This window comes from Tepidiphilus olei, from assembly GCF_006980705.1.
Taxonomy (GTDB): domain Bacteria; phylum Pseudomonadota; class Gammaproteobacteria; order Burkholderiales; family Rhodocyclaceae; genus Tepidiphilus; species Tepidiphilus olei.
Genome location: NZ_SBHO01000001.1, coordinates 607,060 through 633,280, shown reverse-complemented (window position 1 = coordinate 633,280; position 26,221 = coordinate 607,060). Strand labels below are relative to the sequence as shown.

The following is a 26,221-nucleotide window of genomic DNA, read 5'->3' as shown; positions in this document are numbered from 1 at the left end:
CGGAGGAAAATCAAGGCTCGTAGACGGGGAAACGGCGGCAGAGATCGGCCACTTGTTCCCGTACCCGGGCGAGCACGGTTTCGTCGTTGGGCGCTTCGAGCACGTCGGCGATGAGGTGCGCCACCCGTTCGGCTTCGAGTTCGCTGAACCCGCGGGTGGTCATGGCCGGGGTGCCGATGCGGATGCCCGAGGTGACCATGGGTTTTTCCGGGTCGTTGGGAATGGCGTTCTTGTTGACCGTGATGTGGGCCCGCCCCAGCGCCGCTTCGGCGTCCTTGCCGGTGACGCCCTTGGGACGCAGGTCGACGAGGAAGAGGTGCGACTCGGTGCGCCCGGAGACGATGCGCAGCCCCCGCTCTTCCCCCAGCACCCGCGCCATCACCTGGGCGTTGAGCACGACCTGTTCCTGATAGCGCTTGAATTCGGGACTCATGGCCTCCTTGAAGGCAACGGCCTTGGCGGCGATGACGTGCACGAGCGGGCCGCCCTGCAGACCGGGGAAGATGGCGGAGTTGATCGCCTTTTCGTGTTCGGCTTTCATGAGGATGACGCCGCCGCGCGGCCCGCGCAGCGTTTTGTGCGTGGTGGAGGTGACGACGTCGGCGTGCGGTACGGGATTGGGATAGAAACCGGCGGCGATGAGACCGGCGTAGTGGGCCATGTCGACCCAGAAGATTGCGCCCACATCGCGGGCGACCTTGGCGAAACGCTCCCAGTCGATGCGCAGAGAATAGGCCGAGGCCCCGGCGACGATGATCTTGGGTTTGTGTTCGTGGGCCAGCCGCTCCATGCGGTCGTAGTCGATCTCCTCGCGTTCGTCGAGCCCGTAGGCGACGACGTTGAACCATTTGCCCGAGAGGTTGAGCGGCATGCCGTGCGTGAGGTGCCCTCCTTCGGCCAGGCTCATGCCCATGATGGTGTCGCCGGGCTTGGCGAAGGCCATGAGCACCGCCTGATTGGCCTGTGAGCCCGAGTGGGGCTGCACGTTGGCCGCTTCCGCGCCGAAGAGTTTCTTCAGCCGCTCGATGGCCAGCCGCTCGATGACGTCGACGTGTTCGCAACCGCCGTAGTAGCGCTTGCCGGGATAACCCTCGGCGTACTTGTTGGTGAGCTGCGAGCCCTGCGCCTGCATGACGGCATAGGAGACGTAGTTTTCGGAGGCGATGAGTTCGATGTGCTCTTCCTGCCGGCGGTTTTCGGCTTCGATCGCGGCGAAGAGCTCCGGGTCGACCTGGGCGAGGCCATCGGCTTTGCGGAACATGGGGGGACTCCGTCGGGGTTCGGAAACGGGAAATTCTAGCATGGGGCGCCACGATCACATGGCGGCGATCTCGTCGCGCGCCGGCGCTTCGAGGTGCGAGGTCTCGGCCCAGGCGAGGATCTCGCGCGTTCGCCCCCAGCGTACCCACGACAGGCCGCAGTTGGGGATGGGGAAGTCGCGCTTGCGCTCGAGTGGCAGTCCCTCGACGTGCCGACGCACGGCATCGAGCACGCCGCCGTGCGTGACGATGAGCACGGCTTCGCCGCGATGGGCGCGGGCGAGTTCGTCGAGCGTGCGGCCGATGCGGGCGAACGTTTCGCTGAGCGCTTCGCCGCCGACCGGTCGATAGTGAGGGTCTCGGCTCGCGTAGCGGGCATAACCATGAGGATCGAGCCGTTCGGCTTCTTCGGGCAAGAGCCCCTGGAAGTGGCCGCAGTGTCGCTCGCGCAGGCCCGGATGGGGCTGAAGGGACGCGTCTTCGCCGAGAATGAGGCGGGCGGTTTCGAGCGTGCGCGCGAGGTCGCTCGCGTAGTGCGCGGCAAAGGGGATTCCGGCAAGGGCACGGCGCACCGCCAGCGCCTGGCGGCGGCCGGTGTCGTTGAGGGGCACGTCGAGATGCCCCTGGATGCGCTTCTCGCGGTTCCAGTCGGTTTCGCCGTGGCGAACCAAACAAAAGAGCGCGTCGTCGCCATCGGGCAACGGAAAAGGGAGTGTTCGTTTCATTTTATACGAGGGTTTCGATCACGTCGGGATGGGAGAGGAAGGCGCGAGGACTTGCGCTCGCGCCGTAGGCGCCGGATTGATAGACCACGAAGAGATCACCAGGTTCGGCCAGCGGTAACGGCACCTCCTGAGCGAGGATGTCGAGGGGGGTGCACAGCGGCCCAACCACGGTGACCCGTTCGCTCGCCGGCAGGTGCATCTTGTTGCCGATCGCCACGGGGTAGTTTTTGCGGATCACTTGACCGAAGTTGCCGCTCGCGGCCAGATGCTGGTGCAGGCCGCCGTCGACCACGAGAAACGTCGTGTCGCGCGAGCGTTTCTTGTCGAGCACGCGGCAGACGTAGAGACCCGCTTCGCCTACGAGGTAGCGCCCCAGTTCGATGACGAGTTCGGTCGAGGGCAGGAGACGGTGCAGCTCGGCGGCGAGCGCGCGCAGGTTTTCGCCCACCGGTTCGAGTGCGAGGGGCTGCTCGCCGGGAAAATAAGGGATGCCGAAGCCGCCGCCGAGGTTGAGCCAGCGCGGCGGTGCAGGCAGCTGCTCGGCAAGCCGGACGAGGCGCTCGAAGGCGGCACGCTGCACGGCCACGAGCGCTGCGGCATCCAGGATCTGCGAGCCGGCGTAGAGGTGCAACCCCTCGAGGGCAAGGCCGGCGGCATGCAGAGATTCGAGTACGACCGGGGCGCGCTCGAGGTCGATGCCGAAGGGTTTGGCTCCGCCACCCATCTTCATGCCGGCGCGCTTGAGCTCGAAATCGGGATTGAGCCGCAGCGCGAGGTGCGGTGCGATGCCGAGCGACTCGGCGTGGGCGAGCACGCGCGACAGTTCGCGTTCGGATTCGAGGGTGATCGTGATCCCTGCGGCCAGCGCTTGGCGCAGTTCTTCCTCCCGCTTGCCCGGACCAGCGAAGGCGATGCGCTCGGCTGGCATGCCGCAGTCGAGCGCGAGCGCCATCTCGCCGGCGGAGGCGACGTCGAACCCGTCGGTCTCGCGCGCGAGCAGCGCCACGAGCGGCGGGAAGGGATTGGCCTTGAGGGCATAGTGCAGGCGCACCTCGGGGCCGATCGCCGCGCGCACGCGGGCCACGCGCGCACCTATCCGGCTTCGGTCGTAGGCGTAGAAAGGCGTGCGGCCGACGCGCTCGGCAAGCCGGGTGAGCGGCAGGCCGCCCACGGTGAGCTCACCGTGCGCGTCGACGGGGAATTCGTTCATCGGCGCGTGTTCCGGGGTCATGGGTGCATCTTGGTCTTGTGGTGCCGGGCGAGCCGTTCGCGGATCGCCGGGCGGTCGAGCTTGCCGTTGGGGTTGCGCGGCAGTGGGTGATCGGACACGAGGAAGACGTGTGGTACCTGGTAGGGGGGCAGGTGCTGGCGGCAATGTCGACGCAAGGTTTCCGGATCGAAGGGTTCGACCGCCGGTTGCAGCGCCACGGCGATGATCTGGCCGAGCCGCTCGTCTTCCAGCCCGCAGGCGCAGCACTCGCGCACGAGCCCGGAGGCGACGAGCGCCTCTTCGATCTCGGTGGGGCTGACGCGGTAGCCGGAGGTCTTGATCATCTCGTCGCGTCGCCCGGCGAAGTAGAGGTAACCCTCTTCATCGATCCAGCCGTAGTCCCCGGAGAACACCGCCCACTCGCGCGCCGGCACTTGCGCCGGGCGCGGATCGACGGCGGCGGGCAAGGGTCGGAAACGCTCGGCAGTGCGCTCGGGGTCGTTCCAGTAGCCCTGCGCCACCAGGGGGCCGCGCTGGACGATCTCACCCACTTCGCGCGGGGCGCAGGGGGTGCCGTCGTCGCGCAGTACGAACACTTCGGCGTTGGGGATGGCGCGGCCGATCGAATCCGGGTGGCGGTCGATCTCTTCCGGCGGCAGGTACGTGGCGCGGAAGGCTTCCGTGAGGCCGTACATGAGGTAGGGTTTGGCTTGAGGCGCGAGGGCGCGCAAGCGCTCGAGCGTGCGCCGCGGCAGTTTTCCGCCGGTATTGGCGAAATAGCGCAGATGGGCGGCGACGGAGGCCGGCCAGTCGAGCTCGGCGAGCGCCACCCACAGCGGCGGCACGGCGGTGAGCCCCGTGACGTGCTCGCGCTCCAGGGTGCGCAGCACGTCGACGGGCAGCAGGTAGTTGAGCAGCACCACGCGCGCCCCGGCGCAGAAAGCCGTGGTGAGCTGGGAAAATCCCGCATCGAACGAGAGCGGCAGCGCCGCGAGCAGTACGTCGTCGGGAGAATTTTCCAGATAGCTCGCCACCGATTGGGCGCCGGCGACGAGATTGCGATGCGACAGCACCACCCCTTTGGGGCGTCCCGTGCTGCCAGAAGTGTAGAGGATGGCGGTGACGTCGTGCTCCGTGGCGGACGGCGCGGCGAAGGTGCCGGCCTGCGCCAGGCACTCATGATAGGAACGGGCTTCGGGCGGCGTACTTTGTCCCGCTTCCTCCACGGCGAGCACGAGCGGTGCGATGCCTTCGGGCCAAGGTAGCAGGGTGCGCAGCCGCGTCGGGGCGGTGACAAGGCAGCGCGCGCCGCTGTCGCGCAGCAGATAGTGCACCTGCTCGGCCTTGAGGAGCGGATTGATCGGCACGAAGATGGCGCCGGCGGCGGCTGCGCCGAAACAGGAGATGACCGTCTCGGGTCGTTTGTCGAGCCAGACGGCGACGCGATCGCCGCGCCGAATACCCAGCGATTGCAGCGCCGCGGCGCAGCGTTCGATCTCCCGCGCGAGCCGGGCGTAGGTGAGATGTTCGTTACCGGAAGTGAGCGCCCGCGCTTCGGGGCGACGTTCGGCGTGGTACCGTGGCAGATGCCACAGCAGGAGCGGTGGATGCATCGCGGTGCGACCTCCCGTTATAATCATCGTTTCGCCACATCCGGGCGAGGATGCATGAAGGGGATGGGTTTGGACGTCGAACGCAGAGTGCGCGAAATCTTGGGCGAGGCGCTCGAATTGCCGCCGGAGCTCTTGCAGACCCTGGGGCGCGAGAGCGCGCTTTTGGGGGCCGTGCCCGAGCTCGACTCGATGGGGGTGTTGGCCGTGATCCACCTCCTCGAAGAGCGTTTCGACTTCACCATAGGCGACGACGAGATCGACGGCACCACGTTCGCCACGCTGGGTTCGCTCATCGACTTCGTGGCTGAGAAACTCGGCGACTGAGCGCTGGCACATCGATCCGCCGGGCGGTTTGATCGTGGCGTTGCGCCTCGTGCGCCTCGCGGTTTCTCCAGGCTGTGGCAATCCCTTCACGGGCTCTGTGTCGCCGGTTTCTCTTCATTCGGCACGAATCATGGTGCCGACCCCTTGGTCGGTGAGGATCTCGACGAGCAGCGCATGCGCGACGCGTCCGTCGATGATGTGCACCGAGCGCACGCCGTTTCTGGCCGCCTCGAGCGCGGAGGCGATCTTGGGCAGCATTCCGCCCGAGAGCGTGCCGTCGGCCACCAGTTCGTCGATTCGGCTCGGCGTGAGCCCCGTGAGGAGATTGCCGTTCTTGTCGAGCACGCCGGGCGTGTTGGTCATGAGGATGAGCTTTTCGGCGCGTAGCACTTCGGCGAGTTTTCCGGCCACCAGGTCGGCATTGATGTTGTAGGTTTGCCCTTCCTCGTCGACGCCGATCGGAGCGATCACCGGGATGAAGTCACCGCGATCGAGGAATTGGATGATCGCGGGGTCGATGGCGCTAACTTCACCCACTTGGCCGATGTCGATGAGCGATTCGCCGTCGTCTCGCTGGCGCAGGCGCATACGGCGCGCGCGGATGAAGCCGCCGGCGTCCTTGCCGGTGAGCCCGACCGCCTTGCCACCGTGCCGGTTGATGAGGTTGACGATCTCCTTGTTCACCTGACCGCCCAGCACCATCTCGACGACGCTCATGGTCTCGGCGTCGGTGACGCGCATCCCCTGGATGAATTCCCCTTTCTTGCCGATGCGGGCGAGCAGTTGCTCGATCTGCGGTCCGCCGCCATGTACCACCACCGGGTTCATGCCGACGAGCTTGAGCAGAACGACGTCGCGCGCGAAGCTATCTTTGAGGCGTTCGTCGGTCATGGCGTTGCCGCCATACTTGATGACGAGTGTCTTGTCGAAGAACTGGCGGATGTAGGGCAAGGCTTCGGAGAGCACGTCGGCTTTCTGCGCGGCGGTGAGCGGGGCGTCGGAGGTTTCCCGGGTCATGGCATCGTCCTTGGCATCAGGCGTTCTTGGCTGGTTTTTCCGGTTCGACACGCAAGCGGATGTGCAGCTCGCGCAGCTGTTTCTCATCGACCGGGCTGGGGGCCTGGGTGAGCAGGCACTGGGCGCGCTGCGTTTTGGGGAAGGCGATCACGTCGCGGATCGATTCGGCGCGCGCCATCATCGCCACGATGCGATCCAGGCCGAAGGCGAGGCCGCCGTGGGGGGGCGCGCCGTACTTGAGCGCGTCGAGCAGGAAGCCGAACTTGGCGCGCGCCTCCTCTTCGCCGATGCCGAGCACGGCGAAGACGCGCCGCTGCACCTCCTCGCGGTGGATGCGCACCGAACCGCCGCCGATCTCCCAACCGTTGAGGGCGAGATCGTAGGCCTTGGCGCGCACGCTGCCCGGGTCGGATTCCAGTCGCTCGAGGTCTTCGTCCTTGGGCGAGGTGAAGGGATGGTGCAGCGCCACCCAGCGTTTCTCTTCCTCGTCGTATTCGAACATCGGGAAATCGGTGATCCACACCGGCGCCCAGTCGGCTCCCGCGAGAAAGCCTTTTTCGTGCCCGATCTTGGTGCGCAGCGCCCCCAGGGCATCGTAGACCACCTTGGGTTTGTCGGCGCCGAAGAAGATGAGATCGCCGCTTTGCGCGCCCGTGCGCTCGAGGATGGTCCGCAGCGCCTGCTCGTGCAGGTTCTTGACGATGGGGGATTGCAAGCCGGTTTCGTCCGGGCGGCTCGCGTCGTTCACCTTGATGTAGGCGAGCCCCTTGGCGCCGTAGATGCCGACGAATTTGGTGTAGTCGTCGATCTCACCGCGGGTGAGCTGCGCCCCGCCGGGGATGCGCAGCGCCATCACCAGTCCGCCCGAGTTGGCCGGGCCGGAGAAAACCTTGAAGGCGACGTCGCGCACCGCGTCGGTGACGTCGGTGAGCTCCAGCGTCACGCGCAAGTCGGGTTTGTCCGAACCGAACCGCGCCATCGCCTCGGCGTAGCTCAGGCGAGGGAAGGGATCGGGCAGCTGTACGCCGAGCGCTTCGCCGAAGACCTCGCGGATCATGGCTTCGGCGAGCGCCGTGATCTGCGCTTCCGTCATGAAGGAAGTCTCGATATCGACCTGAGTGAATTCGGGCTGACGGTCGGCGCGCAGGTCTTCGTCGCGGAAGCACTTGGTGATCTGGTAGTAGCGATCGAACCCCGAGACCATCAGCATCTGTTTGAAGAGCTGGGGGGACTGGGGCAGCGCGAAGAAGTGCCCTGGATGCACGCGCGAAGGTACGAGGTAGTCTCGCGCGCCCTCGGGGGTGCTGCGCGTGAGCATGGGCGTTTCGATGTCGATGAACCCCTGTGCGTCGAGAAAGCGGCGAAAGGCCCGGGCGGCGCGGTAACGCAGCATGAGGTTGGTCTGCATCACGGGGCGACGCAGATCGATGACGCGGTGCGTCAGGCGAACGGTCTCGGAGAGATGGGATTCGTCGAGCTGGAAGGGCAGGGGTGCGGCGGCGTTGAGCACTTCCAAATCGCGGCACAGCACCTCGATCTCGCCGGTGGGCAGATTCGGATTCTCGGTACCCGCGGGGCGGCGGCGCACCGTACCGGTGACGCGCACGACGTATTCGTTGCGCAGGGATTCGGCGGTGCGGAATGTTTCGGGGGAGTCGGGATCGCAGACGATCTGCACCAGACCTTCGCGGTCGCGCAGATCGAGGAAAATGACGCCGCCGTGGTCGCGTCGGCGATGGACCCAGCCGCACAGGGTGACGGTCTGATCGAGGTGTTCGGCAGTAACCTGGCCGCAATAGTGGGTACGCATGGAGTTCCGTTTTCTTTTTTCGTCAGACAGAAGGGGGAAGATCCGCCGGAGGCGGGACGGGTGAGCGGGTTTTCGGATTGAGCGTGCCGAGAGAGATCACGTATTTCAAAGCCTCGTCGATCGACAAATCGAGGGGAATGACGTCGCGTGCCGGCACGATCAGGAGGAAGCCCGAAGTCGGGTTGGGCGTCGTGGGAACCATCACGGTGAGAAAGCGACCGTGTTCATTCAGATTGCCTACCGTCTCGGGGGCGGGTTCGCCAGTGACGAAGGCGATGGTCCAAGTGCCGTGCCGGGGATATTGCACGAGGACGGCAGTGCGAAAGGCCTGTCCCGTATCGGAAAAGAGCGTCTCGGAGACTTGCTTCACGCTCGCGTAGATGCTCTTGACGATGGGGATGCGATGGATGAGGGCTTCCCACAGCCGGATCAGGCGCTGCCCCAAGACGTTGGCCGCCACTAGCCCGGTGAGAAAGACGATGGCCACGGCCATCACCACCCCCATGCCGGGAATGCGCCGTCCTAGCAAGGCATCGGGTCGCCAGGCATGGGGTAGCCAGTCGACGATGGCATCGATCGTGCCCACGATCCAGCTGAGCACGACGAAAGTGACCACGATGGGCAGCCACACCAGCAACCCGGCGATGAAATAGCGTCTCAGATGCATGGGGGTGGAGGATCCAGGCTACCGGAATCAATGGCACGCGCAGGATGCACCGCAGCCGCCTTCAGTCGCCGTGGCCGGTGCCTTCGATGCTTCGCTGGAGGAGGGGTTACTGGACGCTCCTCCTCCCTTGAAATCGGTGGCGTACCAGCCGCTGCCTTTCAGCTGGAAACCAGCGGCAGAGACGAGTTTGGCGTACTGCATGCTGCCGCAATCGGGGCAGCGTTCGAGCGGCGCCTCGCCGAGTTTCTGCAGATGCTCGTGCCGGGTGCCACAATCGTTGCAACGGTATTCGTAGATAGGCATCGCAGATCTCCTGGAAAGGAAAGAACACCTGTCGGGACGAATCGGCAAGTCTACCGCAAAATGGGGACGTCCAACCACCATTGCAAGAGGTCAGCCCCCCACAGCAGTGCTACTGCTCCGCCGGCAGCAAGGAAAGGGCCGAAAGGCAGGGGTTGCCCTTGTCCCAGATGTCCGAGCGTCTTGAGCGCGATTCCAACCACGGCGCCCGTGAGCGAGGCGAGCAGGAGAACGAGGGGAAGGGCCGTCCAGCCGAGCCAGGCGCCGATCGCGGCGAGCAGCTTGAAGTCGCCATAACCCATGCCCTCTTTGCCCGTGAGGAGCTTGAAGAGCCAATAAATGCTCCACAAGATCAGATAACCGGCGACGGCGCCCAGCACGGCCTCGGGCAAGGAAGCGAAATGCTCCTGCAGGTTGACCAGCAGCCCCGCCCACAAGAGAGGCAAAGTCAGATCGTCCGGCAGCAGGCGCGTGTCGAGATCGATGAAGGCGAGCGCGATCACACACCAGAGAAAACCAGCGCCGGCGAGCGCCTGCCAGCCCATGCCGAAGCGCCACAGTGCGGCGAGCGCCGCGAGCGCCGCGAGGAGCTCCACGAGGGGGTAGCGCCAGCCGATGGGGGCTCGACAATGGCGGCATCGCCCACGCAACACGAGCCAGCTCGCCAGGGGAACGTTCTCCCAGGCGGAAATGGCATGGCCGCAGTGCGGGCAGTGTGAAGCCGGTCGCGCGAGGTCGTAGCGCGCTCGAGGCTCGAGCGGTAGCCCCAGGATTTCGCGCGCCTGCGCCTGCCATTGTTGCTCCAGCATACGAGGCAAGCGATGGATCACGACGTTGAGGAAACTCCCCACCATCGCGCCGACGACGAGCGCGGCGAGCAGTTGCACGCTCCAGGGCAGGACGGCCGCTGCGCTCATATGGTCTGGGCCATTTTGAAGATGGGAAGGTACATGGCCACGACGATGCCGCCGATGACGACCCCCAGGAAGACCATGATCACCGGTTCGAGCAGCTGGGAGAGCGACGCGACCGCCTCATCGACTTCGCGTTCGTAATATTCCGCCACCTTGCTGAGCATGGAATCGAGTTGCCCCGACTCTTCCCCGATCGAAATCATTTGCGTGACCATGGCCGGGAACACACCGGTTTCGGCCATCGCCACGGTGAGCGAGATACCCGAAGTGACCGCCTGGGTGATTTTTTCGGTGGCTTCACGGTAGACGATGTTGCCGGCGGCGTCTCCCACCGAGACGAGCGCCTCGTTGAGCGGCACGCCGGCGGCGAACATGGTGGCGAGCGTCCGGGTCCAGCGTGCGATGGTGGCTTTGCGGACGATCTCGCCTACGACGGGTAGGCGCAAGATGGATCGATCGACGAGGGCGCGGAACGCCGGAGATCGCCGATGCAACAGGGTGAGACCGACCATGATTAGGATCACCGCGCCCAGCATGACGTACCAGTTGGCGACGAAGAATTCCGACATGTCGATCACGATCTGGGTTGGAGCGGGGAGATCGGCGCCGAAGCTGGTAAAGATGTCCTTGAACTGCGGGATGACGAAGATCATCATGACCGCGATGACGATCATGGCCACGACCACGACGGCGGCAGGATAGAAGAGTGCCGATTTGATCTTGCCTTTGATCGCCAGGATTTTTTCCTGGTAGGTTGCCAGGCGCTCGAGCAGGTCGTCGAGGATACCGGCCTGCTCGCCGGCAGCCACCAGCGAGACGAAGAGCCGATCGAAGTACAAGGGGTGTTTGGCAAAAGCTGCCGCCAGGCTGGAGCCGGCCGCGATGTCTTCGCGGATGAGATTGAGTAATCGCGTCAGGGCTGGATTAGTCGAGCCCTTGATGGCGATGTCGAAGGATTGCAGCAGCGGCACGCCCGCCTTCATCATGGTGGAGAGCTGACGGGTGAAGAGGACCAGATCCTTCTCGTTGATGCGCCCGCGGCGTTGCTTGATCTTGGTGATCCTGGTGACGATCACGCCTTGCCGGCGCAGGGCCGTTCGCGCCGAAGCTTCGCTCATGGCGCGAATCTCCCCGCGGGCGGGTTTGTTCTGGGCGTCCTTACCTTCCCAGCTGAACAGCAGCTCTTTAGATTTCGCAGTCGTAGCAGCCATGGAGAACCTCTCGCAACGGGATCAATCGTTGGTGGCGGCAAGCACTTCGGTGAGCGAAGTGATGCCGTGTTTGACTTTCAGAAGCCCGGATTGCCTCAAACTGCGGACGCCTTCGCTCCGTGCCTGGGCCTCGATCTCCATGGCCGAAGCATTGGCCATGACGAGGCGTTGGATGGAATCGCTGATCGGCATCACTTCATAGATCCCAGTGCGCCCCTTGTAGCCCGAGCCGCGGCACTTCTCGCAGCCGACCGGACCGTAGGGTTGCCAGTCGCCATCGAGTTCGTCTTCAGTGAAACCGGCCGAGATGAGGGCCTCGAGCGGCACGTCGATCGGTTGCTTGCAGGTACAAAGACGCCGTACCAGTCGCTGGGCGGTGATGAGGATCACCGAGGAAGCGATGTTGAACGGGGCGATCCCGATGTTGCGCAGCCGCTCTACGGTGCTGGGCGCGTCGTTGGTGTGCAGGGTGGAGAGGAGCAAGTGGCCGGTCTGGGCTGCCTTGACGCCGATGTCGGCGGTTTCCAGATCCCGGATCTCACCCACCATGATGATGTCCGGATCCTGGCGCAGGAAGGCGCGCAAGGCCGAGGCGAAGGTCAAGCCCACCTTGTCATTGATGTTGACCTGATTGATTCCGGGCAGGTTGATCTCTACCGGGTCCTCGGCAGTGGAGATGTTGACTTCCGGTTTGTTGAGCAGATTGAGGCAGGTATAGAGCGAGACGGTCTTGCCCGAGCCGGTGGGGCCCGTGACGAGAATCATGCCGTAGGGGCGCTCGATCGCCTCTAAAAGTGCTGCTTTTTGCTCTGGCTCGTAACCGAGGGCGTCGATGCCGAGCATCGCCTGGCTCGCATCGAGGATGCGCAGCACGATCTTCTCACCCCACAGAGTGGGTAGGGTGGAGACGCGGAAATCGATCGATTTGTTCTTGCTGAGGGTGAGCTTGGTACGTCCATCTTGGGGAATGCGTTTTTCCGAGATGTCGAGCCGGGAAATGATCTTGAGGCGGGCGGAAATCTTTTCTTTGAGCGCCAGCGGCGGGCGAGCGATCTCGCGCAACACGCCGTCTTGGCGCACCCGGACGCGGAAGAATTTCTCGTAGGGCTCGAAGTGGATGTCGGAGGCGCCTTCATTGATCGCGTCGATCAGGATCTTCTGTATGAAGCGTACCACCGGGGCGTCTTCGACGTCGACTTCGGATTCCTCCGTGGCCGTACTCTCCGTGCTGAGGGAGACCTCCTCATACAGCTCGTCGGTTTGAATGAGGGCAGAAAGCGCATTGGTGGTCGATTCGTAGAATTTTTCGCAAAAACGGGCGAGGGATTGGGCCGGGGCAACGACGAGCTCGATCGACATGCCGGTCTGAAATCGGATTTCGTCGTAGACACGCACCTGGGTGGGATCGGCCACGGCGATCACCGTTTTCCCTTTGCGCTGCGACAAGGCGACGATCTGGTAGCGACTGGCGATCTGCGGATCGATCAGTTTGCGTGGCAAGACGTCGGGATTGACGGCCTCGATGTCCAATACGGGCAAACCAAACGTCTCGGCCGCGAACTGGGCGACCTTGCGCTCGTCGAGTGCATCCGACTTGATGAGGGCGAGCAGCAGGGCGTTGGGTCCATCATCCGCTTTGGCTTGAGCCTGTTCGACCGTTTTCTCGTCGATCCAGCCTTTCTGGATCAGGGCCCGTACCAAACCCGTCTTTTCCGTCATCGTCCTTCCTCACTGGATTCAGTGGCATCGCGCTCATCCGCATCGGTTCTGCCGGACGAGGGGGCGTAAATGCGGACCGATCTTATTCGGCGATCATGGCATTGTAAAACCTCCAGGCGTACGTCGCCAATACGCAGGGATACTTCCGATTCGGGGATCTCCTGGAGATATTCGAGAATTAGCCCATTGAGGGTCCTGGGGCCAGCGGTGGGCAGGTTCAGTCCGAGCATCTGGTTGAGGTCCCGTACGGGGGTGGCCCCGTCGACGATGACCGTTCCGTCTTCCTGCCACTGCAGCAAGGCGTCGCTACCGGGGCGACTGGTGGTGAATTTTCCTACCATCTCCTCGATGATGTCGTCGAGGGTGACCAAACCCTGCAACTCGCCGTATTCATCGACCACCAGAGCCAGCCGTTGGTGATGTTCTTGGAAGAACTGCAACTGCGTCATGGCGTTGGTGTCTTCCGGCACGAAGTAGGGCGGCGAGAGACTGCGGCGGATGGCCTCGCGGGAGAAGCCCGAGATGAGCGTCTCGGCGAGCAGCTGGCGCACGTGCAAAATGCCGAGCACCTCGTCCGGGTTGCCTTCGATCACCGGCAGCCGCGTATGGTAGGCGGTGGCCAGTTGCGCCCGTAGGGTCTCTTCGTCGTCGGTGAGATCGAGAAATTCGATCGCCTGTCGAGGGATCATGACATCGGCTACCGTGATGCGCTCGAGATCGAAGAGTTTGAGCAGCACGTCGCGGTGTTTCTCCGAGCGCAGCACGCGCGACTCGAGCACGAGGCTGCGCAGTTCCTCCAGGCTTGGGTCCTGAGGTGCGGCTCGGTGCGGCAAGCGCAGCAGCCACAGCAGTGCCTTGACGAAGAGATTGACGAAATTCACTACGGGCCCGAGCAGGCGCAGCAAGGCCGTGAGCGGATAAGCGACGTAGGGCGCGAGGAGGTCGGCATAGCGGGCACCGATCACTTTCGGCGTGATCTCGGAGAAGACGAGGATGAGGAAGGTCAGCGAGAAGCTGCCCACGGCGAGCATCGCCTCGTTCTGGCCGAAGAGCTCGATGGTGATGACGGAAGCGAGCGTGGCCGCACCGACGTTGACGGCATTGTTGACGAGCAGGATCACGCTCAGCATCCGCTCGGGGTGGGCGGTGAGCGCCGCGGCGAGCTGAGCGCCGCGCTCGCCGTTGTCCGCGCGGGCCTTGAGACGATAGCGGTTGGCCGCCATCATCACGGTTTCGCTCATGGAGGACAGACCCGAGGACAAGAGCAACAAGGCCAGCCCGAGCCATTGCCAGAGCAGATCGGCGGGAAGCGGGGCATCCATCGGAGGCGTCATCGGTGCTGCAGGAGGTATTCGAGGACGAAATGGGTGCCGAGGTAGGCGAGCACCAGGGTGACGAAACCGGCCCAGGTCCAGCGCAGGGCGACGCGCCCGCGCCAACCCCAGGCGTGTCGCCCCAAGAGTAGCACGCCGAAGATCGCCCAGGCGAGCAGGGTGAAGATGGTTTTATGGTCGGGGCGCAGCGGCTGGCCGAAGATCGCTTCGGAAAAAACGACGCCGGTGAGCACCGTGACCGTGAGCAGGGCGAAGGCTACGCCGATCACGCGAAAGAGCAGCGTCTCCATCACGAGCAGCGGCGGCATCCGTCCGAGCCAGGCCGCGGGTTCGCGCCGGTGCAGGGCACGCTCGAGCACCGACATCAGCACCGCGTGCAGCGCGGCGAGCGTGAACAGCGCATAGGAGAGCAGCGCCACGACCAGGTGCAGGCGCAGCCACGGGTTGTCGGTGGCGACAGGCGCGGCAGGCAAGGGCAGCCAGGGCACGAGCAGGCACACCAGGGCGGCGATCGGCGTGAGCACGGTGTAGAGCCAGCCGATGGGGGCGTAGAAGGATTCTATCCAGAAGAAGAGGGCGGCGAGCCACACCGTGAGCGAGAGTGCCGGCGCGAACCCGAGCCGCAATCCTTGGTCCGACAGCAGCAGGGCGGCCGCGCCCCAGCCGTGCGCGAGGATGGCGGCGGTGAGCAGCGCCCGGTCGAGTGGGCGCGGGCAGCGGCCTCCTTCTTCCGGTTGGCGGCGGCAGCGCCGCCCTACGGCGATCGCCCCGAGGCCGTACAGGAGGAAGGCCAGCAGATGGGGTAGAATCGAATCCATGATCCTAGTTTACTCGAAGAATGCCGAGGTTTTGTGCCCATGCTCGACAACCTGACGCAAAGACTATCCAAAGTCGTCAAGACGCTGCGCGGCCAGGCGCGGCTCACGGAAGACAACATCCAGGAGGCGCTGCGCGAAGTGCGCATGGCGCTGTTGGAAGCCGACGTGGCCCTGCCAGTGGTCAAGGACTTCATCGCCCGCGTCAAGGAAAAGGCCGTCGGTCAGGAAGTGATCGGTTCGCTCACGCCGGGCCAGGCCCTCATCGGGGTGGTGCACGACGAACTCGTGGCGCTGATGGGAGGCCAAAGCGAGGGGCTCAAGCTCGAGGCGCGCCCGCCCGTCGTCATCCTCATGGCGGGGCTGCAGGGGGCGGGCAAGACCACCACCGTGGGCAAGCTCGCCAAATGGCTCAAGGAAGAGAAAAAGAAGAAAGTGCTGGTGGTCTCGACCGACGTCTACCGCCCGGCGGCGATCGAGCAGCTGCGTACGGTGGCCGAACAGGCCGGGGTCGACTTCTTTCCTTCCTCGCCCGAGCAGCAGCCCGAGGCGATCGCACGGGCGGCCAAGGACTGGGCCGAGCGGCATTTCCACGACGTACTGTTGGTGGACACCGCCGGCCGGCTGGCGATCGATCAGCCGATGATGGACGAGATCAAGGCGTTACACGCGGCCTTGAACCCGACCGAGACGCTCTTCGTGGTCGATGCCATGCTGGGGCAGGATGCGGTCAATACGGCGCGTGCCTTCAACGAGACCCTGCCGCTCACCGGCGTGGTGCTCACCAAGCTCGACGGGGACGCGCGCGGCGGGGCGGCGCTGTCGGTGCGCGCCGTCACCGGCAAGCCGATCAAGTTCGCCGGGGTGGGAGAGAAACTCGCGGGGCTGGAACCGTTCCATCCCGACCGGATGGCGAACCGCATCCTCGGCATGGGCGACATCCTCGGTCTGGTGGAAGAGGCGCGGCGCACCGTCGACGAGTACAAAGCCAAGGAGCTCGCGCAGAAACTGCGCACCGGCAAGGGGTTCGATCTCAACGATTTCCGCGAGCAGATCGTGCAGATGCGCAAGATGGGTGGCATCGGGGCCTTGCTCGACAAGCTGCCGGCCCAATTCGCCCAGGCGGCCGGGCAGCTGCAGGGGGGCATGGAGGAAAAAGCGATCTCGCGCATCCAGGGCATCATCGATGCCATGACGCCGCAGGAGCGCGCCAATCCCGACATCATCAAGGCGAGCCGCAAGCGGCGCATCGCCGCCGGCGCGGGGGTGACGGTGCAAGAGGTCAATCGCTTGCTCAAGCAGTTCGACCAGACGCAGCGCGTGATGAAGCAGTTCTCCAAGGGCGGGATGGGCAAGGTGATGCGCGGGCTGCGCGGCGTGATGCCGCGGCTGCACTGAGGGATGATGGATCTCATCCGCATCGCGCTCTGGCGCTCGCTCGCCACCCTGGGGCGGGGCAAGATCCTGTGGGAGATGTTCTGGCCGCTGCTCGCGGCGGGCTTGGTCTGGATCGTGGCGCTCGTACTCGCCTGGGAGCCGCTCACGGCCTGGCTTGCGGGTTGGTTCGACGCCTCGCCGGAAGGTGCGCAAGCAGGGATGCTGGCGATGGCCGGGTTCTTCGCGCTCAAGGTGTTGCTGGTGTTGAGCGTGTTGCCGCTCATGTACGTCACCATGCTGGTGATCGTGGGCATCTGGGTGATGCCGCGTGTCGTCGCCTTGGTGGGCCGCGAGGAATACGCCGACCTCGAATTGCGCCATGGCGGGAATTTTGCCCGCAGCCTGTGGAACACCCTCAGCGCCTCGGGCCTCTTCCTGATCGGTTTTCTCGTGAGCATGATTTTCTGGTGGATTCCCGGCGCTGCGCTGGTGCTACCCTGGATCTTGACGGCCTGGCTCAACAGGCGCACTTTCACTTATGATTGCCTGATGGAACACGCCGACGCCGAAGAGCTGCGGGCGCTGGAGGCACGGGAAGGAGGAACCTTCTTCTGGCTCGGAGCGATCGGTGCGGCGCTCGCCTACGTGCCGCTGCTCAACCTCTTCGCCCCGGCGATCACGGGCTTGCTCTTCGTGCATGCCGGGCTGGAGGCGTTGCGGCGCTTGCGCGCCGAGCGCGGGGAATGGATCGTGGAGGCGGACGTTCCTTCCGGCGAAGCGACCTCGTACCCTCATCTGCCCAAGGGGAAGCCATGAGCGCGTTCGGAGCCTACATCATCGGTGACGAAATCCTCTCGGGCCGTCGAGAGGACAAACACTTCGCCAAGCTGCGCGCGCTATTGCATGCGCGCGGCTTGCGCCTTGCCTGGGTGCACTACCTGGGAGACGATCCGCGGCGGCTCACCGAGGCGTTTCGCCACAGTTTCGCGAGCGAAGACATCGTCTTCAGTTTCGGCGGCATCGGGGCCACGCCCGACGATCATACGCGGCAGTGCGTGGCGCAGGCCTTGGGCGTGCCGCTCGAGCTGCATCCCGAGGCCGAGGCCCTGATCCGCGCGCGTTTCGGCGAGCGTACCACGGCGCAGCGTCTGGAAATGGGGCGTTTTCCCCGGGGCGCACGCATCATCCCCAATCCCTACAACCAGATCCCGGGCTTTTCCGTCGGCAATCACCATTTCGTGCCGGGTTTTCCCGTGATGGCCTGGCCCATGATCGAATGGGTGCTCGACACCCAATACGCGCACCTCTTCCATCGCGAGGACTACGTCGAGGATTCCGTCTACGTGTGGGACGCGCACGAGGGCGATCTGGTCGATCTGATGCAGGCGCTCACCGCGCGCTATCCTGAAGGAACGCTCTTTTCGCTGCCGTCGGTACCCGAGGAGACGGGCGGCCGGCGTCGGCTCGAGCTGGGTTTCAAGGGCCCCAGGGCGATCGTGGAGGCGGCGATGCGCGACATCGTCGCCGCGCTCGAGAAGCGAGGTTTGCCCTGGGAACGCCCTCACAGTTGATTCCCCAACCAGAAGAAGGAGAGACGTCATGCCCCGTATTTTGCATACCATGATCCGGGTCGGCAATCTCGACCGTTCGATCGAGTTCTATACCAAAGTGCTCGGCATGCGGCTGCTGCGCCGTGAAGATTATCCCGACGGGAAATTCACGCTGGCGTTCGTCGGCTATCAGGACGAGAGCGAAGGGGCGGTGATCGAGCTCACCTACAACTGGGGGGTCGATCATTACGAAATGGGCAACGCGTTTGGGCACATCGCCATCGCCGTGCCCGACGCCAAAGCCGCCTGCGACGAGATCCGCGCCCGTGGCGGGAAAGTGATCCGCGAGGCCGGGCCGATGAAGCACGGCACCACCGTGATCGCTTTCGTCGAGGATCCGGACGGCTACAAGATCGAGCTCATCGAGCGGCCCTGAGTCGGCATCCGAAGGCCGGGATCGTCAGGTTTGTCGGAGATGGCTCTGGACCCAACGCACGATCTCGGCCGTGCCGACGGCGCCGGAATGCCGCGCCACTTCCCGCCCCTGGTGAAAGAGGATCATCGTCGGGATGCTGCGGATGCCGTAACGGGCGGCCGTTTGTTGAACTTCGTCCGTATTGAGCTTGGCGAAGAGAACCCGCGGGGCGAGCTGGCTGGCGGCATGGGCAAAGGCGGGCGCCATCATGCGGCAGGGGCCGCACCAGGGAGCCCAGAAATCGACCAGCACGGGCAGATCGTTCTTCGTCAGATACGTGTCGAAGTGCGCCTCACTGAGTTCGACGGGGTGACCGGGAAAGAGCGGTTGGTGACATTTGCCGCAGTTGGGCCCTTCGTGCACGCGCTCGGCAGGGACGCGATTGACGGCGAAGCAGGCCGGGCAGACGATATGCAGGGTATCGCTCATGGGGATGGCTCCACGAAGAAGTTCGATCGAACTATGGGGGCAAAGCCGGTGAGGGTCAAGAGGGTTTGACCCCATCTTGCCCGAGGAGGAAAGATGTCGTTGAAGTCCTGCTTGTGGGCCATGCTTTTCGGGCTCGTGCTGATGCCATTGAGCGTCTTGGCTCAGCCGCGCGCGCAGCTGACGGTCGGTATGTACCGAATCGTGGCCGAAGTGGCGGCCGACGAGCCCTCTCGGGCGCGCGGCCTGATGTTTCGCGAGCACCTGGGGGCGAACGAGGGGATGGTGTTCGTCTTTCCCGTGGCGGGGCGTCAGTGCATGTGGATGAAGAATACGCTCATCCCCTTGTCGGTGGCTTTCCTCGACGAGGCGGGGCGCATCCTCAACATAGAGGAGATGGCGCCGCGTACCCTGGATTCGCACTGTGCCGTGGCGCCGGCGCGCTATGCGCTGGAGATGCCGGGCGGGTGGTTCCGCGAGCGCGGCATCGCGCCGGGTATGCGCGTCGAAGGGCTCGAGCGCTTGCCCGCGGGGCGTTGAGCGGGCGCGGAAGGAGGCGGACGAACATCCGGACATATAAGGAATTTGTCATATATCCACGAGGCTGGTTGGCCGCAGGGCGCGTGGATCATTCGTAGCGCACCTCGACGCGCTCCACTCCCGGGAGCGTCCGCAGGGTGGCGAGCAAAGTCTCTTGCGGATGCAGGGTCCACGGGGAGGAGCATCGCAGCGTTCCCTCGGTGCCGTCGAGGCGCAGGGTGAGTGCGAGCGGCAGCCGACCACCGAGGTAGGGACGCAGCGCGGATTCCAATTCGGCGGTGAATTCCAGCGTGGTCTGTTCGAGCGCTACGGTGAGCGCGATCGCCCGGGCGCGTTCTTCGCGCAACTGCGCGAGCGTGGTGAATCGCTCGGCCACCACCCTCAAGCCCCCGGAATAGTCGTCGGGGCTCACCTTGACTTCGGCAAAGAGCGGCTCGTCGAGCACGATCGCGCTGCGATGGGCTTCGAAGACTTCGCTATAGGCGAGTACCTCGACCTGGGCCGTGCCGTCGTCGAACTCGACGAAGGCCATTTTGCCGCGATTGCCCATCTTGGTGCGCAGGTTGGTGACCACCCCGGCGATCCACACCGGCTCCCAGCCGGGTTCGAGGCTGGCGAGCGGTCTCGAGACCAGACGGCGCACTTCCTCGGCCCAGGCATGGAAGGGGTGCCCCGAGAGGAAGAAACCGATGGCGGTCTTCTCTTCCTTGAGCCGTTCGCGCTCGGTCCAGGGGCGAACGGCGGCGAAGGCCGGCTGCATCGCCTCGGCCTGGGGCAGGTCGTCGAAGAGCCCCCCTTGCAGGACGTTCGCCTGCGCCTGCTCGGCCGCTTCCATCGCAAGCCCGACGGTGGCGAGCAACTGCGCCCGGTCGCGACCGGCATGTCCCGGCAAGCTGTCCAGCGCCCCGGCGCGTACCAGCGCCTCGAGCACACGGCGATTGACCGCCCGCCGGTCGATGCGCGCGCACAGTTCGAACAGGTCGCGGAATGGACCGTTGCGTTCACGCTCGGCGACGATGGCCTCGGCCGCGGGGCGACCCACCCCCTTGATCGCCCCCAGGCCGTAGCGGAGGGTGCGGGTGTCGACCGGTTCGAAGCGATAGGCGGAGGCGTTGACGTCCGGCGGCAGGATCTCGAGGCCGTTGGCGCGCGCGTCCTCGACGAAGATCTTGACGCTGTCGGTATCGTCCATGTCGGAAGACAGCGTCGCGGCCATGAACGCAGCGCAGTGATGTGCCTTCAGCCAGGCGGTCTGGTAGGTGACCACGGCGTAGGCGGCAGTGTGGGACTTGTTGAAACCGTATTCGGCGAATTTCTCCATCAGGTCGAAGAGGCGCATGGCAAGGGACTCGTCGTAGCCTTTCTTGCGCGCCCCTTCGCGGAAGATCTCGCGGTGCTTGGCCATCTCCTCGGGTTTTTTCTTGCCCATCGCCCGGCGCAGCAGGTCGGCGCCGCCCAGCGTATAGCCGCCGATGATCTGCGAGATCTGCATCACCTGTTCTTGATAGACGATGACACCATAGGTGGGTTCGAGGCAGGGCTTGAGATCCTCGTGGAAGTAATCGATGGCCTGATCGCCTTTCTTGCGCAGGATGAAGTCGTCGACCATGCCCGACCCGAGGGGGCCTGGGCGGTAGAGGGCGAGTACGGCGATGATGTCTTCGAAACGGTCGGGCTGCAGTTTCTTGAGCAGCTTCTTCATCCCTTCCGATTCGAGCTGGAAGATGGCGGTGGTGTTCGCGTCTTTCAGGATCTGGTAGGTGGCCGGATCCTCGTAGCCCAGGGTTTCGAGTTTGGGACGGCTGCCGGTGAGCCGCTCGACGTAGTCGAGGGCGAGGTCGATGATGGTGAGGTTGCGCAGCCCCAGGAAGTCGAACTTGACGAGCCCGATCGCCTCGACGTCGTCCTTGTCGAACTGCGACACGGGCACGGCGTCCTCGCCGTCGGCCAAATACAGGGGGCAATAGTCGGTGAGCTTGCCCGGGGCGATGAGCACTCCGCCGGCGTGCATGCCCACGTTACGCGTCAGCCCCTCGAGCGGGCGGGCGAGCTGCCACAGTTGCTGGATCGCCTCGCCATCGTTGGCATCTTCCATCAGCTCGCGCAGCTGCGGTTCGAGCTCGAGCGCCTTGTCGAGCGAGACGGGTTTGACGCCCTCGAGCGGGATGAGTTTGGAGAGGCGGTCGCACAGGCCATAGGGCAGGTCGAGCACGCGCCCCACGTCGCGCACCACCGCCTTGGAGGCCATGGTGCCGAACGTGGCGATCTGGCTCACCGCGTCGTGCCCATAACGATCGCGCACGTACTCGATCACTCGGTAGCGCCGATCCTGGCAGAAGTCGACGTCGAAGTCGGGCATGGACACCCGTTCGGGGTTGAGGAAACGCTCGAAGAGGAGCGCATAGCGCAGGGGGTCGAGGTCGGTGATGCGCAGGCTGTAGGCGACGAGCGAGCCTGCGCCCGAACCGCGTCCCGGGCCGACGGGCACGCCGTTTTCCTTGGCCCAGTTGATGAAGTCGGCCACGATGAGGAAGTAGCCGGAAAAGCCCATCTGGACGATGGTTCCGGTCTCGAAGGCGAGCCGCTCTTCGTAGCGCGGGCGCTGGCGTTCGCGCTCGGCCTCGATCGGGTAGAGTTCGCGCAGACGCACTTCCAGCCCTTCCTTGGCGCGCGCGACGAGGTAGTCGTCCAGCGTCATGCCCGGCGGCGTGGGGAAGGGCGGCAGGAAGTTCTTGCCCAGCGTGATGGAGAGCGAGGCGCGGCGCGCGATCTCACCGGCGTTCTCCAGCGCCTCGGGCAGATCGGCAAACCGCTCGGCCATCTCGGTGCGGCTGAGGAAGTACTGCTCCGGGGTGAAGGGCTTGGGGCGACGGGGGTCGGCGAGCACCGTGCCCTGGGCGATGCACACGCGCGCCTCGTGCGCCTCGAAATCCTCGGGGCGCATGAACTGGATGGGGTGCGTCGCCACCACCGGCAGCCCCAGACGAGCGGCGAGCTCGACGGCGGCGTCGATGTAGACCTCCGTGTCCGGCTGTCCGGCGCGTTGCAGCTCGAGGTAGAACGCGTCGGGGAAAATCTCGGCCCAGCGCCGCGCCGCCGCCTCGGCTTCCGCTTCTTTCTGGGCGAGCAGCAAGCGTCCCACTTCGCCCTCCATCGCCCCGGAGAGGGCGATGAGGCCGCTGCAGGATTCCCGTTCGAGCCAGGCCGGATGGATCTCGGCGCGGCCGCGGTATTGGTTTTCCAGATAGGCGCGGGTGAGCAGTTCGCACAGCTGGCGGTAACCCTCGCGGTGGCGGGCAATCAGCAGCATCCGCCACGGATGGGCGCGATCTTCTTCGTTGCTGATCCAGGCGTCGACGCCGATCACGGGCTTGATGCCCTTGGCGCGCGCGGCCTTGTAGAACTTCACCATGCCGAAGAGGTTCATGGCGTCCGAGATGCCCAGGGCGGGCATTCCGTCGTCGGCGGCTGCGGCGACGGCCTCCGGTAGGGTGCAGATGCCGTCGGTGAGCGAGTATTCCGAGTGCAGGCGTAGATGGACGTAGGGCGTCATCAGGGCAGCAGAAGGGTGGCACCGGTGGTGCGACGGGATTCGAGCGCGCGGTGGGCTTCGGCCGCTTGGCTAAGGGGAAAACGCTGGCCGATTTTGACCTCCAGCCAGCCGTCGCGCAGCGCCGTGAAGAGCTCTTCGGCCATGGCGAGCAGATCCTCGCGCTCGGCGATGTAGGTGAAGAGCGTCGGGCGCGTGAGGAAGAGCGACCCCTTCTGGGCCAGCAAGCCGATGTCGAAAGGCTCGACCTTGCCCGAGGCATTGCCGAAGGAAACCATCAGCCCCAGGGGGCGGAGCGAATCGAGCGAGCCGAGGAAGGTGGCGCGGCCCACCGAATCGTAGACCACGTCGACGCCGCGCCCGTTGGTGAGCGCCCGGGTGCGTTCGGTGAAATCCTCCCGCGTATAGACGATGACGTGATCGGCGCCGTGCCCGCGCACGAGTTCGGCCTTTTCGTCGTTGCCTGCGGTGGCGATCACCGTGGCGCCGAGCCGCTTGGCCCACTGCACGAGGAGCAGTCCCACCCCGCCGGCGGCAGCGTGGATGAGGACCGTGTCGCCCGGCTGCACGCGGTGGGTACGGCGCACGAGGAATTGCGCCGTCAGACCTTTGAGCATTACCGCGGCGGCGGTTTCGAAGGAAATGTCGTCGGGCAGGCGCACCGCCCGCTCGGCCGGGAAGTTGCGCACTTCGCTATAGGCACCTACGGGCGACAGAGACCCGCCGCAGTAGACGACGCGATCGCCCGGGCGAAATTCGGTCACGCCGGGGCCGACGGCCTCGACCACGCCGGCCCCTTCTTGTCCGAGTCCGGAGGGAAGAGAAACCGGATAAAGCCCGGTACGGTGGTAGGTGTCGATGAAGTTGACCCCGATGGCATGGTGGCGGATGCGGATTTCTCCCGGACCGGGATCAGGGAGTTCCAACGCCTCCCAGCGCAGCACTTCGGGACCGCCATGAGCGGAGAAACGGATCGCGTGCGTCAACATGGCCTGCTTTCTCCAATCATTCTGTTTCGAGTTTGTTGCGCAGTTCGAGCGCATCGACCACCGACACGGCCGTCATGTTCACCAAGCGGCGCACGGTGGCCGAAGGGGTGAGGATCTGGACGGGCATGGCTGCACCGAGCAGCATGGGGCCGACGGTGACGCCGTCGCCGTTGGCGACTTTCATCAGGTTGAAGGCGATGTTGGCGGCGTCCAAATTGGGCATCACCAGCAGATTCGCTTCGCCCTCGAGGGTGCACGTCGGAATCAGCCGCTGGCGGATCTCGGGAGAAAGGGCCGAATCGCCATGCATCTCGCCGTCCATGTTGAGCTGTGGGCACAGGGTGCGCAGTAGATCCCGGGCTTCACGCATCTTGCGCGCGGATGGGGTGTCGGCCGAACCGAAGTTGGAGTGCGACAGTAGCGCCACGGCCGGCTCGTAGCCGAATCGGGTGAGCTCGACCGCGGCCATGCGGGCGATTTCGGCCACGTCCTCGACGCTGGGGTCGTAGTTGACGTAGGTATCGGTGATGGCGACGGTGCGTTTGGGCAGCATGAGGATGTTCATCGCGGCGAAGAGACGCGCGTCCGGGGCGAGGCCGATGACGTCGCGCACGTGCTGCAGGTGGGCGTGGTAAGTGCCGAACGTGCCGCACACCAGCGCATCGGCATAGCCGTTCTTGAGCAGCATGCAGCCGATGAGGGTCGTGTCGCTCATCATGCGCACCTTGGCGATTTCGGGCGTCACTCCCTTGCGGCACATCAGTTCGAGGTATTGCTGCCACAATTCCTTGTAGCGCGGGTCGGATTCGGGATTGACGACGTCGAAGTCGCGCTCGGGCACGAGGTTGAGCCCCAGGCGCTTGATGCGCATCTCGATCACCGCCGGGCGGCCGATGAGGATGGGGCGGGCGAGTTTCTCGTCGATCACGGCGCGCGCCGCGTGCAGTACCCGTTCGTCCTCGCCTTCGGCGTAGAGCACGCGTTTTTGTTCGAGCGGGATGCGCTTGGCCACCGAGAACATGGTTTTCATCACCACGCCGGAGTGGTAGACGAAGTTCTGCAGGGTGGCGCGATAGGCGTCGAAATCCTCGATCGGCCGGGTGGCCACGCCCGAGTCCATCGCTGCCTTGGCCACCGCCGGAGCGATGCGCACGATGAGGCGCGGGTCGAAGGGTTTGGGAATGAGGTAGTCCGGCCCGAAAGTTAGGGCGGTTTCGCCGTAGGCGCCCACGAGCATGTCGCTCTGTTCGGCGCGCGCGAGATCGGCGATGGCGTGCACGCAGGCGAGCTTCATCTCTTCCGTGATGGTGGTGGCGCCCACGTCGAGCGCCCCGCGGAAGATGAAGGGGAAACACAGGACGTTGTTGACCTGGTTGGGATAATCGGAGCGCCCCGTGGCGATGATCGCGTCCGGCCGCACGGCCTTGGCCACTTCCGGCATGATCTCGGGGATGGGGTTGGCGAGCGCGAAGATGAGCGGGTCGCGCGCCATCTTGGCGACCATCTCGGGCTTGAGCACCCCGGCCGAAGAGAGGCCGAGGAAGACGTCGGCGCCGTCGATCACTTCGGCGAGGGTGCGCGCGTCGGTCACCTGGGCGTAGCGCGCCTTGTTCGGTTCCATGTCCGGTTCGCGCCCGACGCGAATCACGCCACGGGAATCACACACATAAACATTTTCGCGTTTCAGCCCCAGGCGCACCATCAGATCGAGACAGGCGATGGCCGCGGCTCCGGCGCCCGAGCACACGAGCTTGACTTCTTCTATCTTCTTGCCGACGACCATGAGGCCGTTGAGGAGCGCCGCGGCCGAGATGATGGCCGTTCCGTGCTGGTCGTCGTGGAAGACCGGAATCTTCATGCGCTCGCGCAGTTTCTTCTCGATGTAGAAGCACTCGGGCGCCTTGATGTCCTCGAGGTTGATGCCGCCCAGCGTCGGCTCCATGGCGGCGATGATGTCGATGATGCGATCCGGGTCTTTCTCGTCGAGCTCGATGTCGAAGACGTCGATACCGGCGAATTTCTTGAAGAGACACCCTTTTCCTTCCATGACCGGTTTGGCGGCGAGGGGCCCGATGTTGCCCAGCCCCAGGACGGCGGTGCCGTTGGTGATCACGGCTACGAGATTGCCGCGCGAGGTGTATTCCCGCGCAGTGAGCGGATCGCGCACGATCTCCTCACAGGCGGCCGCGACGCCGGGGGAATAGGCCAGCGAGAGGTCGCGCTGGTTGCTCAGGCTCTTGGTGGGGACCACCGAGATCTTGCCCGGCGTAGGGTGGCGGTGATAGTAGAGCGCGGCGTCGCGGAAGTTCTTGTCCATTGAAAGCTCTCCAGAACGGTTGGATGCGTGCGCCTGCCCTCGGTCGCACGTCGAAACGGGGGTCCATCTATCGGAAGAG

At 64.9% G+C, this 26,221-nt stretch carries 23 protein-coding genes; 6 read left to right on the top strand and 17 right to left on the bottom strand.

Annotated features, from left to right (window positions below):
- Positions 1–10 precede the first annotated feature (10 nt).
- From glyA to EPD80_RS03000, 4 genes are read right to left on the bottom strand one after another with little or no spacing between them, the layout of a single operon-like run.
- The gene (glyA, locus tag EPD80_RS03015; RefSeq protein ID WP_142804609.1) at positions 11–1,261 is read right to left on the bottom strand and encodes a serine hydroxymethyltransferase; all 1,251 of its coding nucleotides are present in this window, start codon (positions 1,259–1,261) and stop codon (positions 11–13) included.
- A gap of 54 nt (positions 1,262–1,315) precedes the next feature.
- Positions 1,316–1,984 (bottom strand): histidine phosphatase family protein, encoded by a 669-nt coding sequence (locus EPD80_RS03010; protein WP_142809277.1) that lies wholly within the window; start codon positions 1,982–1,984, stop codon positions 1,316–1,318.
- Between the two features lies 1 nt (position 1,985).
- A complete protein-coding gene (locus EPD80_RS03005) occupies positions 1,986–3,215 on the bottom strand; it encodes a pyridoxal-dependent decarboxylase, exosortase A system-associated (RefSeq protein ID WP_221928796.1) in 1,230 nt (409 codons plus the stop codon).
- Positions 3,212–4,807: an acyl-CoA ligase (AMP-forming), exosortase A system-associated gene (locus tag EPD80_RS03000; protein WP_142809275.1), complete on the bottom strand. Its 1,596-nt coding sequence runs from the start codon at positions 4,805–4,807 to the stop codon at positions 3,212–3,214. Before EPD80_RS03000 ends, EPD80_RS03005 begins: the two co-directional genes overlap by 4 nt.
- Positions 4,808–4,861: 54 nt before the next feature.
- On the opposite strand from EPD80_RS03000, the gene EPD80_RS02995 reads away from it, so the two are divergent.
- Positions 4,862–5,131 carry an acyl carrier protein gene (locus EPD80_RS02995; protein WP_221928795.1) on the top strand — a complete coding sequence of 90 codons (270 nt, stop codon included), beginning with the start codon at positions 4,862–4,864 and terminating at the stop codon, positions 5,129–5,131.
- A gap of 114 nt (positions 5,132–5,245) precedes the next feature.
- Here EPD80_RS02995 and argB read toward each other — a convergent pair whose 3' ends face one another.
- Genes argB through EPD80_RS02950 form a run of 9 tightly spaced genes read right to left on the bottom strand, consistent with a single transcriptional unit; the run spans position 5,246 to position 14,921 of the window.
- The gene (gene argB, locus EPD80_RS02990; RefSeq protein ID WP_142804613.1) at positions 5,246–6,148 is read right to left on the bottom strand and encodes an acetylglutamate kinase; all 903 of its coding nucleotides are present in this window, start codon (positions 6,146–6,148) and stop codon (positions 5,246–5,248) included.
- Positions 6,149–6,164: 16 nt separating this feature from the next.
- Positions 6,165–7,958: an aspartate--tRNA ligase gene (gene aspS, locus EPD80_RS02985; RefSeq protein ID WP_142809273.1), complete on the bottom strand. Its 1,794-nt coding sequence runs from the start codon at positions 7,956–7,958 to the stop codon at positions 6,165–6,167.
- Positions 7,959–7,980: 22 nt separating this feature from the next.
- Entirely contained in the window at positions 7,981–8,619 is a 639-nt protein-coding gene (locus EPD80_RS02980) for a DUF502 domain-containing protein (protein WP_142809376.1), read from the bottom strand.
- Between the two features lie 33 nt (positions 8,620–8,652).
- Positions 8,653–8,928: an FmdB family zinc ribbon protein gene (locus EPD80_RS02975; RefSeq protein ID WP_142809271.1), complete on the bottom strand. Its 276-nt coding sequence runs from the start codon at positions 8,926–8,928 to the stop codon at positions 8,653–8,655.
- Between the two features lie 50 nt (positions 8,929–8,978).
- Complete coding sequence (locus EPD80_RS02970; RefSeq protein ID WP_142809269.1) at positions 8,979–9,842, bottom strand: prepilin peptidase; 864 nt, start codon at positions 9,840–9,842, stop codon at positions 8,979–8,981.
- On the bottom strand, positions 9,839–11,050 hold the full coding sequence (locus tag EPD80_RS02965) for a type II secretion system F family protein (protein WP_142809268.1): 1,212 nt from the start codon (positions 11,048–11,050) through the stop codon (positions 9,839–9,841). Before EPD80_RS02965 ends, EPD80_RS02970 begins: the two co-directional genes overlap by 4 nt.
- A gap of 21 nt (positions 11,051–11,071) precedes the next feature.
- Positions 11,072–12,769 (bottom strand): type IV-A pilus assembly ATPase PilB, encoded by a 1,698-nt coding sequence (pilB, locus tag EPD80_RS02960; RefSeq protein WP_142809265.1) that lies wholly within the window; start codon positions 12,767–12,769, stop codon positions 11,072–11,074.
- Complete coding sequence (locus EPD80_RS02955) at positions 12,766–14,103, bottom strand: HlyC/CorC family transporter (RefSeq protein WP_221928794.1); 1,338 nt, start codon at positions 14,101–14,103, stop codon at positions 12,766–12,768. Before EPD80_RS02955 ends, pilB begins: the two co-directional genes overlap by 4 nt.
- Positions 14,100–14,921: a cytochrome C assembly family protein gene (locus EPD80_RS02950; protein WP_142809262.1), complete on the bottom strand. Its 822-nt coding sequence runs from the start codon at positions 14,919–14,921 to the stop codon at positions 14,100–14,102. Before EPD80_RS02950 ends, EPD80_RS02955 begins: the two co-directional genes overlap by 4 nt.
- Positions 14,922–14,960: 39 nt before the next feature.
- On the opposite strand from EPD80_RS02950, the gene ffh reads away from it, so the two are divergent.
- Genes ffh through gloA form a run of 4 tightly spaced genes read left to right on the top strand, consistent with a single transcriptional unit; the run spans position 14,961 to position 18,281 of the window.
- Positions 14,961–16,316, top strand: a complete 1,356-nt coding sequence (gene ffh, locus EPD80_RS02945; protein WP_142809260.1) for a signal recognition particle protein — start codon at positions 14,961–14,963, stop codon at positions 16,314–16,316.
- Positions 16,317–16,319: 3 nt separating this feature from the next.
- The gene (locus tag EPD80_RS02940) at positions 16,320–17,111 is read left to right on the top strand and encodes an EI24 domain-containing protein (protein ID WP_142804622.1); all 792 of its coding nucleotides are present in this window, start codon (positions 16,320–16,322) and stop codon (positions 17,109–17,111) included.
- Complete coding sequence (locus EPD80_RS02935; RefSeq protein ID WP_142809258.1) at positions 17,108–17,866, top strand: competence/damage-inducible protein A; 759 nt, start codon at positions 17,108–17,110, stop codon at positions 17,864–17,866. Before EPD80_RS02940 ends, EPD80_RS02935 begins: the two co-directional genes overlap by 4 nt.
- A 28-nt stretch (positions 17,867–17,894) precedes the next feature.
- Entirely contained in the window at positions 17,895–18,281 is a 387-nt protein-coding gene (gene gloA, locus EPD80_RS02930) for a lactoylglutathione lyase (RefSeq protein ID WP_142804624.1), read from the top strand.
- Positions 18,282–18,305: 24 nt separating this feature from the next.
- On the opposite strand, the gene trxC is transcribed toward gloA, so the two are convergent.
- Positions 18,306–18,749 (bottom strand): thioredoxin TrxC, encoded by a 444-nt coding sequence (trxC, locus tag EPD80_RS02925; RefSeq protein ID WP_142809257.1) that lies wholly within the window; start codon positions 18,747–18,749, stop codon positions 18,306–18,308.
- Between the two features lie 93 nt (positions 18,750–18,842).
- Here trxC and EPD80_RS02920 point away from each other — a divergent pair, with 93 nt between their 5' ends.
- Entirely contained in the window at positions 18,843–19,286 is a 444-nt protein-coding gene (locus tag EPD80_RS02920) for a DUF192 domain-containing protein (protein ID WP_221928793.1), read from the top strand.
- Positions 19,287–19,374: 88 nt separating this feature from the next.
- On the opposite strand, the gene dnaE is transcribed toward EPD80_RS02920, so the two are convergent.
- The 3 genes from dnaE to EPD80_RS02905 are packed head-to-tail and all read right to left on the bottom strand — an operon-like array spanning position 19,375 to position 26,142.
- Positions 19,375–22,839, bottom strand: coding sequence for a DNA polymerase III subunit alpha (dnaE, locus tag EPD80_RS02915; protein WP_142809255.1), 3,465 nt, complete (start codon positions 22,837–22,839; stop codon positions 19,375–19,377).
- Positions 22,839–23,822 carry a quinone oxidoreductase family protein gene (locus tag EPD80_RS02910; protein WP_185957687.1) on the bottom strand — a complete coding sequence of 328 codons (984 nt, stop codon included), beginning with the start codon at positions 23,820–23,822 and terminating at the stop codon, positions 22,839–22,841. The genes dnaE and EPD80_RS02910 overlap by 1 nt, the downstream gene beginning before the upstream one ends.
- Positions 23,823–23,841: 19 nt before the next feature.
- Positions 23,842–26,142, bottom strand: coding sequence for an NADP-dependent malic enzyme (locus EPD80_RS02905; protein ID WP_142809251.1), 2,301 nt, complete (start codon positions 26,140–26,142; stop codon positions 23,842–23,844).
- Between the last annotated feature and the right edge of the window lie 79 nt (positions 26,143–26,221).

Bases quoted from the DNA above. Each gene is read 5' to 3' on its own strand.
- glyA (WP_142804609.1), bottom strand. From the start codon at position 1,261: ATGTTCCGCAAAGCCGATGGCCTCGCCCAGGTCGACCCGGAGCTCTTC.
- EPD80_RS03010 (WP_142809277.1), bottom strand. From the start codon at position 1,984: ATGAAACGAACACTCCCTTTTCCGTTGCCCGATGGCGACGACGCGCTC.
- EPD80_RS03005 (WP_221928796.1), bottom strand. From the start codon at position 3,215: ATGACCCCGGAACACGCGCCGATGAACGAATTCCCCGTCGACGCGCAC.
- EPD80_RS03000 (WP_142809275.1), bottom strand. From the start codon at position 4,807: ATGCATCCACCGCTCCTGCTGTGGCATCTGCCACGGTACCACGCCGAA.
- EPD80_RS02995 (WP_221928795.1), top strand. From the start codon at position 4,862: ATGAAGGGGATGGGTTTGGACGTCGAACGCAGAGTGCGCGAAATCTTG.
- argB (WP_142804613.1), bottom strand. From the start codon at position 6,148: ATGACCCGGGAAACCTCCGACGCCCCGCTCACCGCCGCGCAGAAAGCC.
- aspS (WP_142809273.1), bottom strand. From the start codon at position 7,958: ATGCGTACCCACTATTGCGGCCAGGTTACTGCCGAACACCTCGATCAG.
- EPD80_RS02975 (WP_142809271.1), bottom strand. From the start codon at position 8,928: ATGCCTATCTACGAATACCGTTGCAACGATTGTGGCACCCGGCACGAG.
- EPD80_RS02970 (WP_142809269.1), bottom strand. From the start codon at position 9,842: ATGAGCGCAGCGGCCGTCCTGCCCTGGAGCGTGCAACTGCTCGCCGCG.
- EPD80_RS02965 (WP_142809268.1), bottom strand. From the start codon at position 11,050: ATGGCTGCTACGACTGCGAAATCTAAAGAGCTGCTGTTCAGCTGGGAA.
- pilB (WP_142809265.1), bottom strand. From the start codon at position 12,769: ATGACGGAAAAGACGGGTTTGGTACGGGCCCTGATCCAGAAAGGCTGG.
- EPD80_RS02955 (WP_221928794.1), bottom strand. From the start codon at position 14,103: ATGACGCCTCCGATGGATGCCCCGCTTCCCGCCGATCTGCTCTGGCAA.
- EPD80_RS02950 (WP_142809262.1), bottom strand. From the start codon at position 14,921: ATGGATTCGATTCTACCCCATCTGCTGGCCTTCCTCCTGTACGGCCTC.
- ffh (WP_142809260.1), top strand. From the start codon at position 14,961: ATGCTCGACAACCTGACGCAAAGACTATCCAAAGTCGTCAAGACGCTG.
- EPD80_RS02940 (WP_142804622.1), top strand. From the start codon at position 16,320: ATGATGGATCTCATCCGCATCGCGCTCTGGCGCTCGCTCGCCACCCTG.
- EPD80_RS02935 (WP_142809258.1), top strand. From the start codon at position 17,108: ATGAGCGCGTTCGGAGCCTACATCATCGGTGACGAAATCCTCTCGGGC.
- gloA (WP_142804624.1), top strand. From the start codon at position 17,895: ATGCCCCGTATTTTGCATACCATGATCCGGGTCGGCAATCTCGACCGT.
- trxC (WP_142809257.1), bottom strand. From the start codon at position 18,749: ATGAGCGATACCCTGCATATCGTCTGCCCGGCCTGCTTCGCCGTCAAT.
- EPD80_RS02920 (WP_221928793.1), top strand. From the start codon at position 18,843: ATGTCGTTGAAGTCCTGCTTGTGGGCCATGCTTTTCGGGCTCGTGCTG.
- dnaE (WP_142809255.1), bottom strand. From the start codon at position 22,839: ATGACGCCCTACGTCCATCTACGCCTGCACTCGGAATACTCGCTCACC.
- EPD80_RS02905 (WP_142809251.1), bottom strand. From the start codon at position 26,142: ATGGACAAGAACTTCCGCGACGCCGCGCTCTACTATCACCGCCACCCT.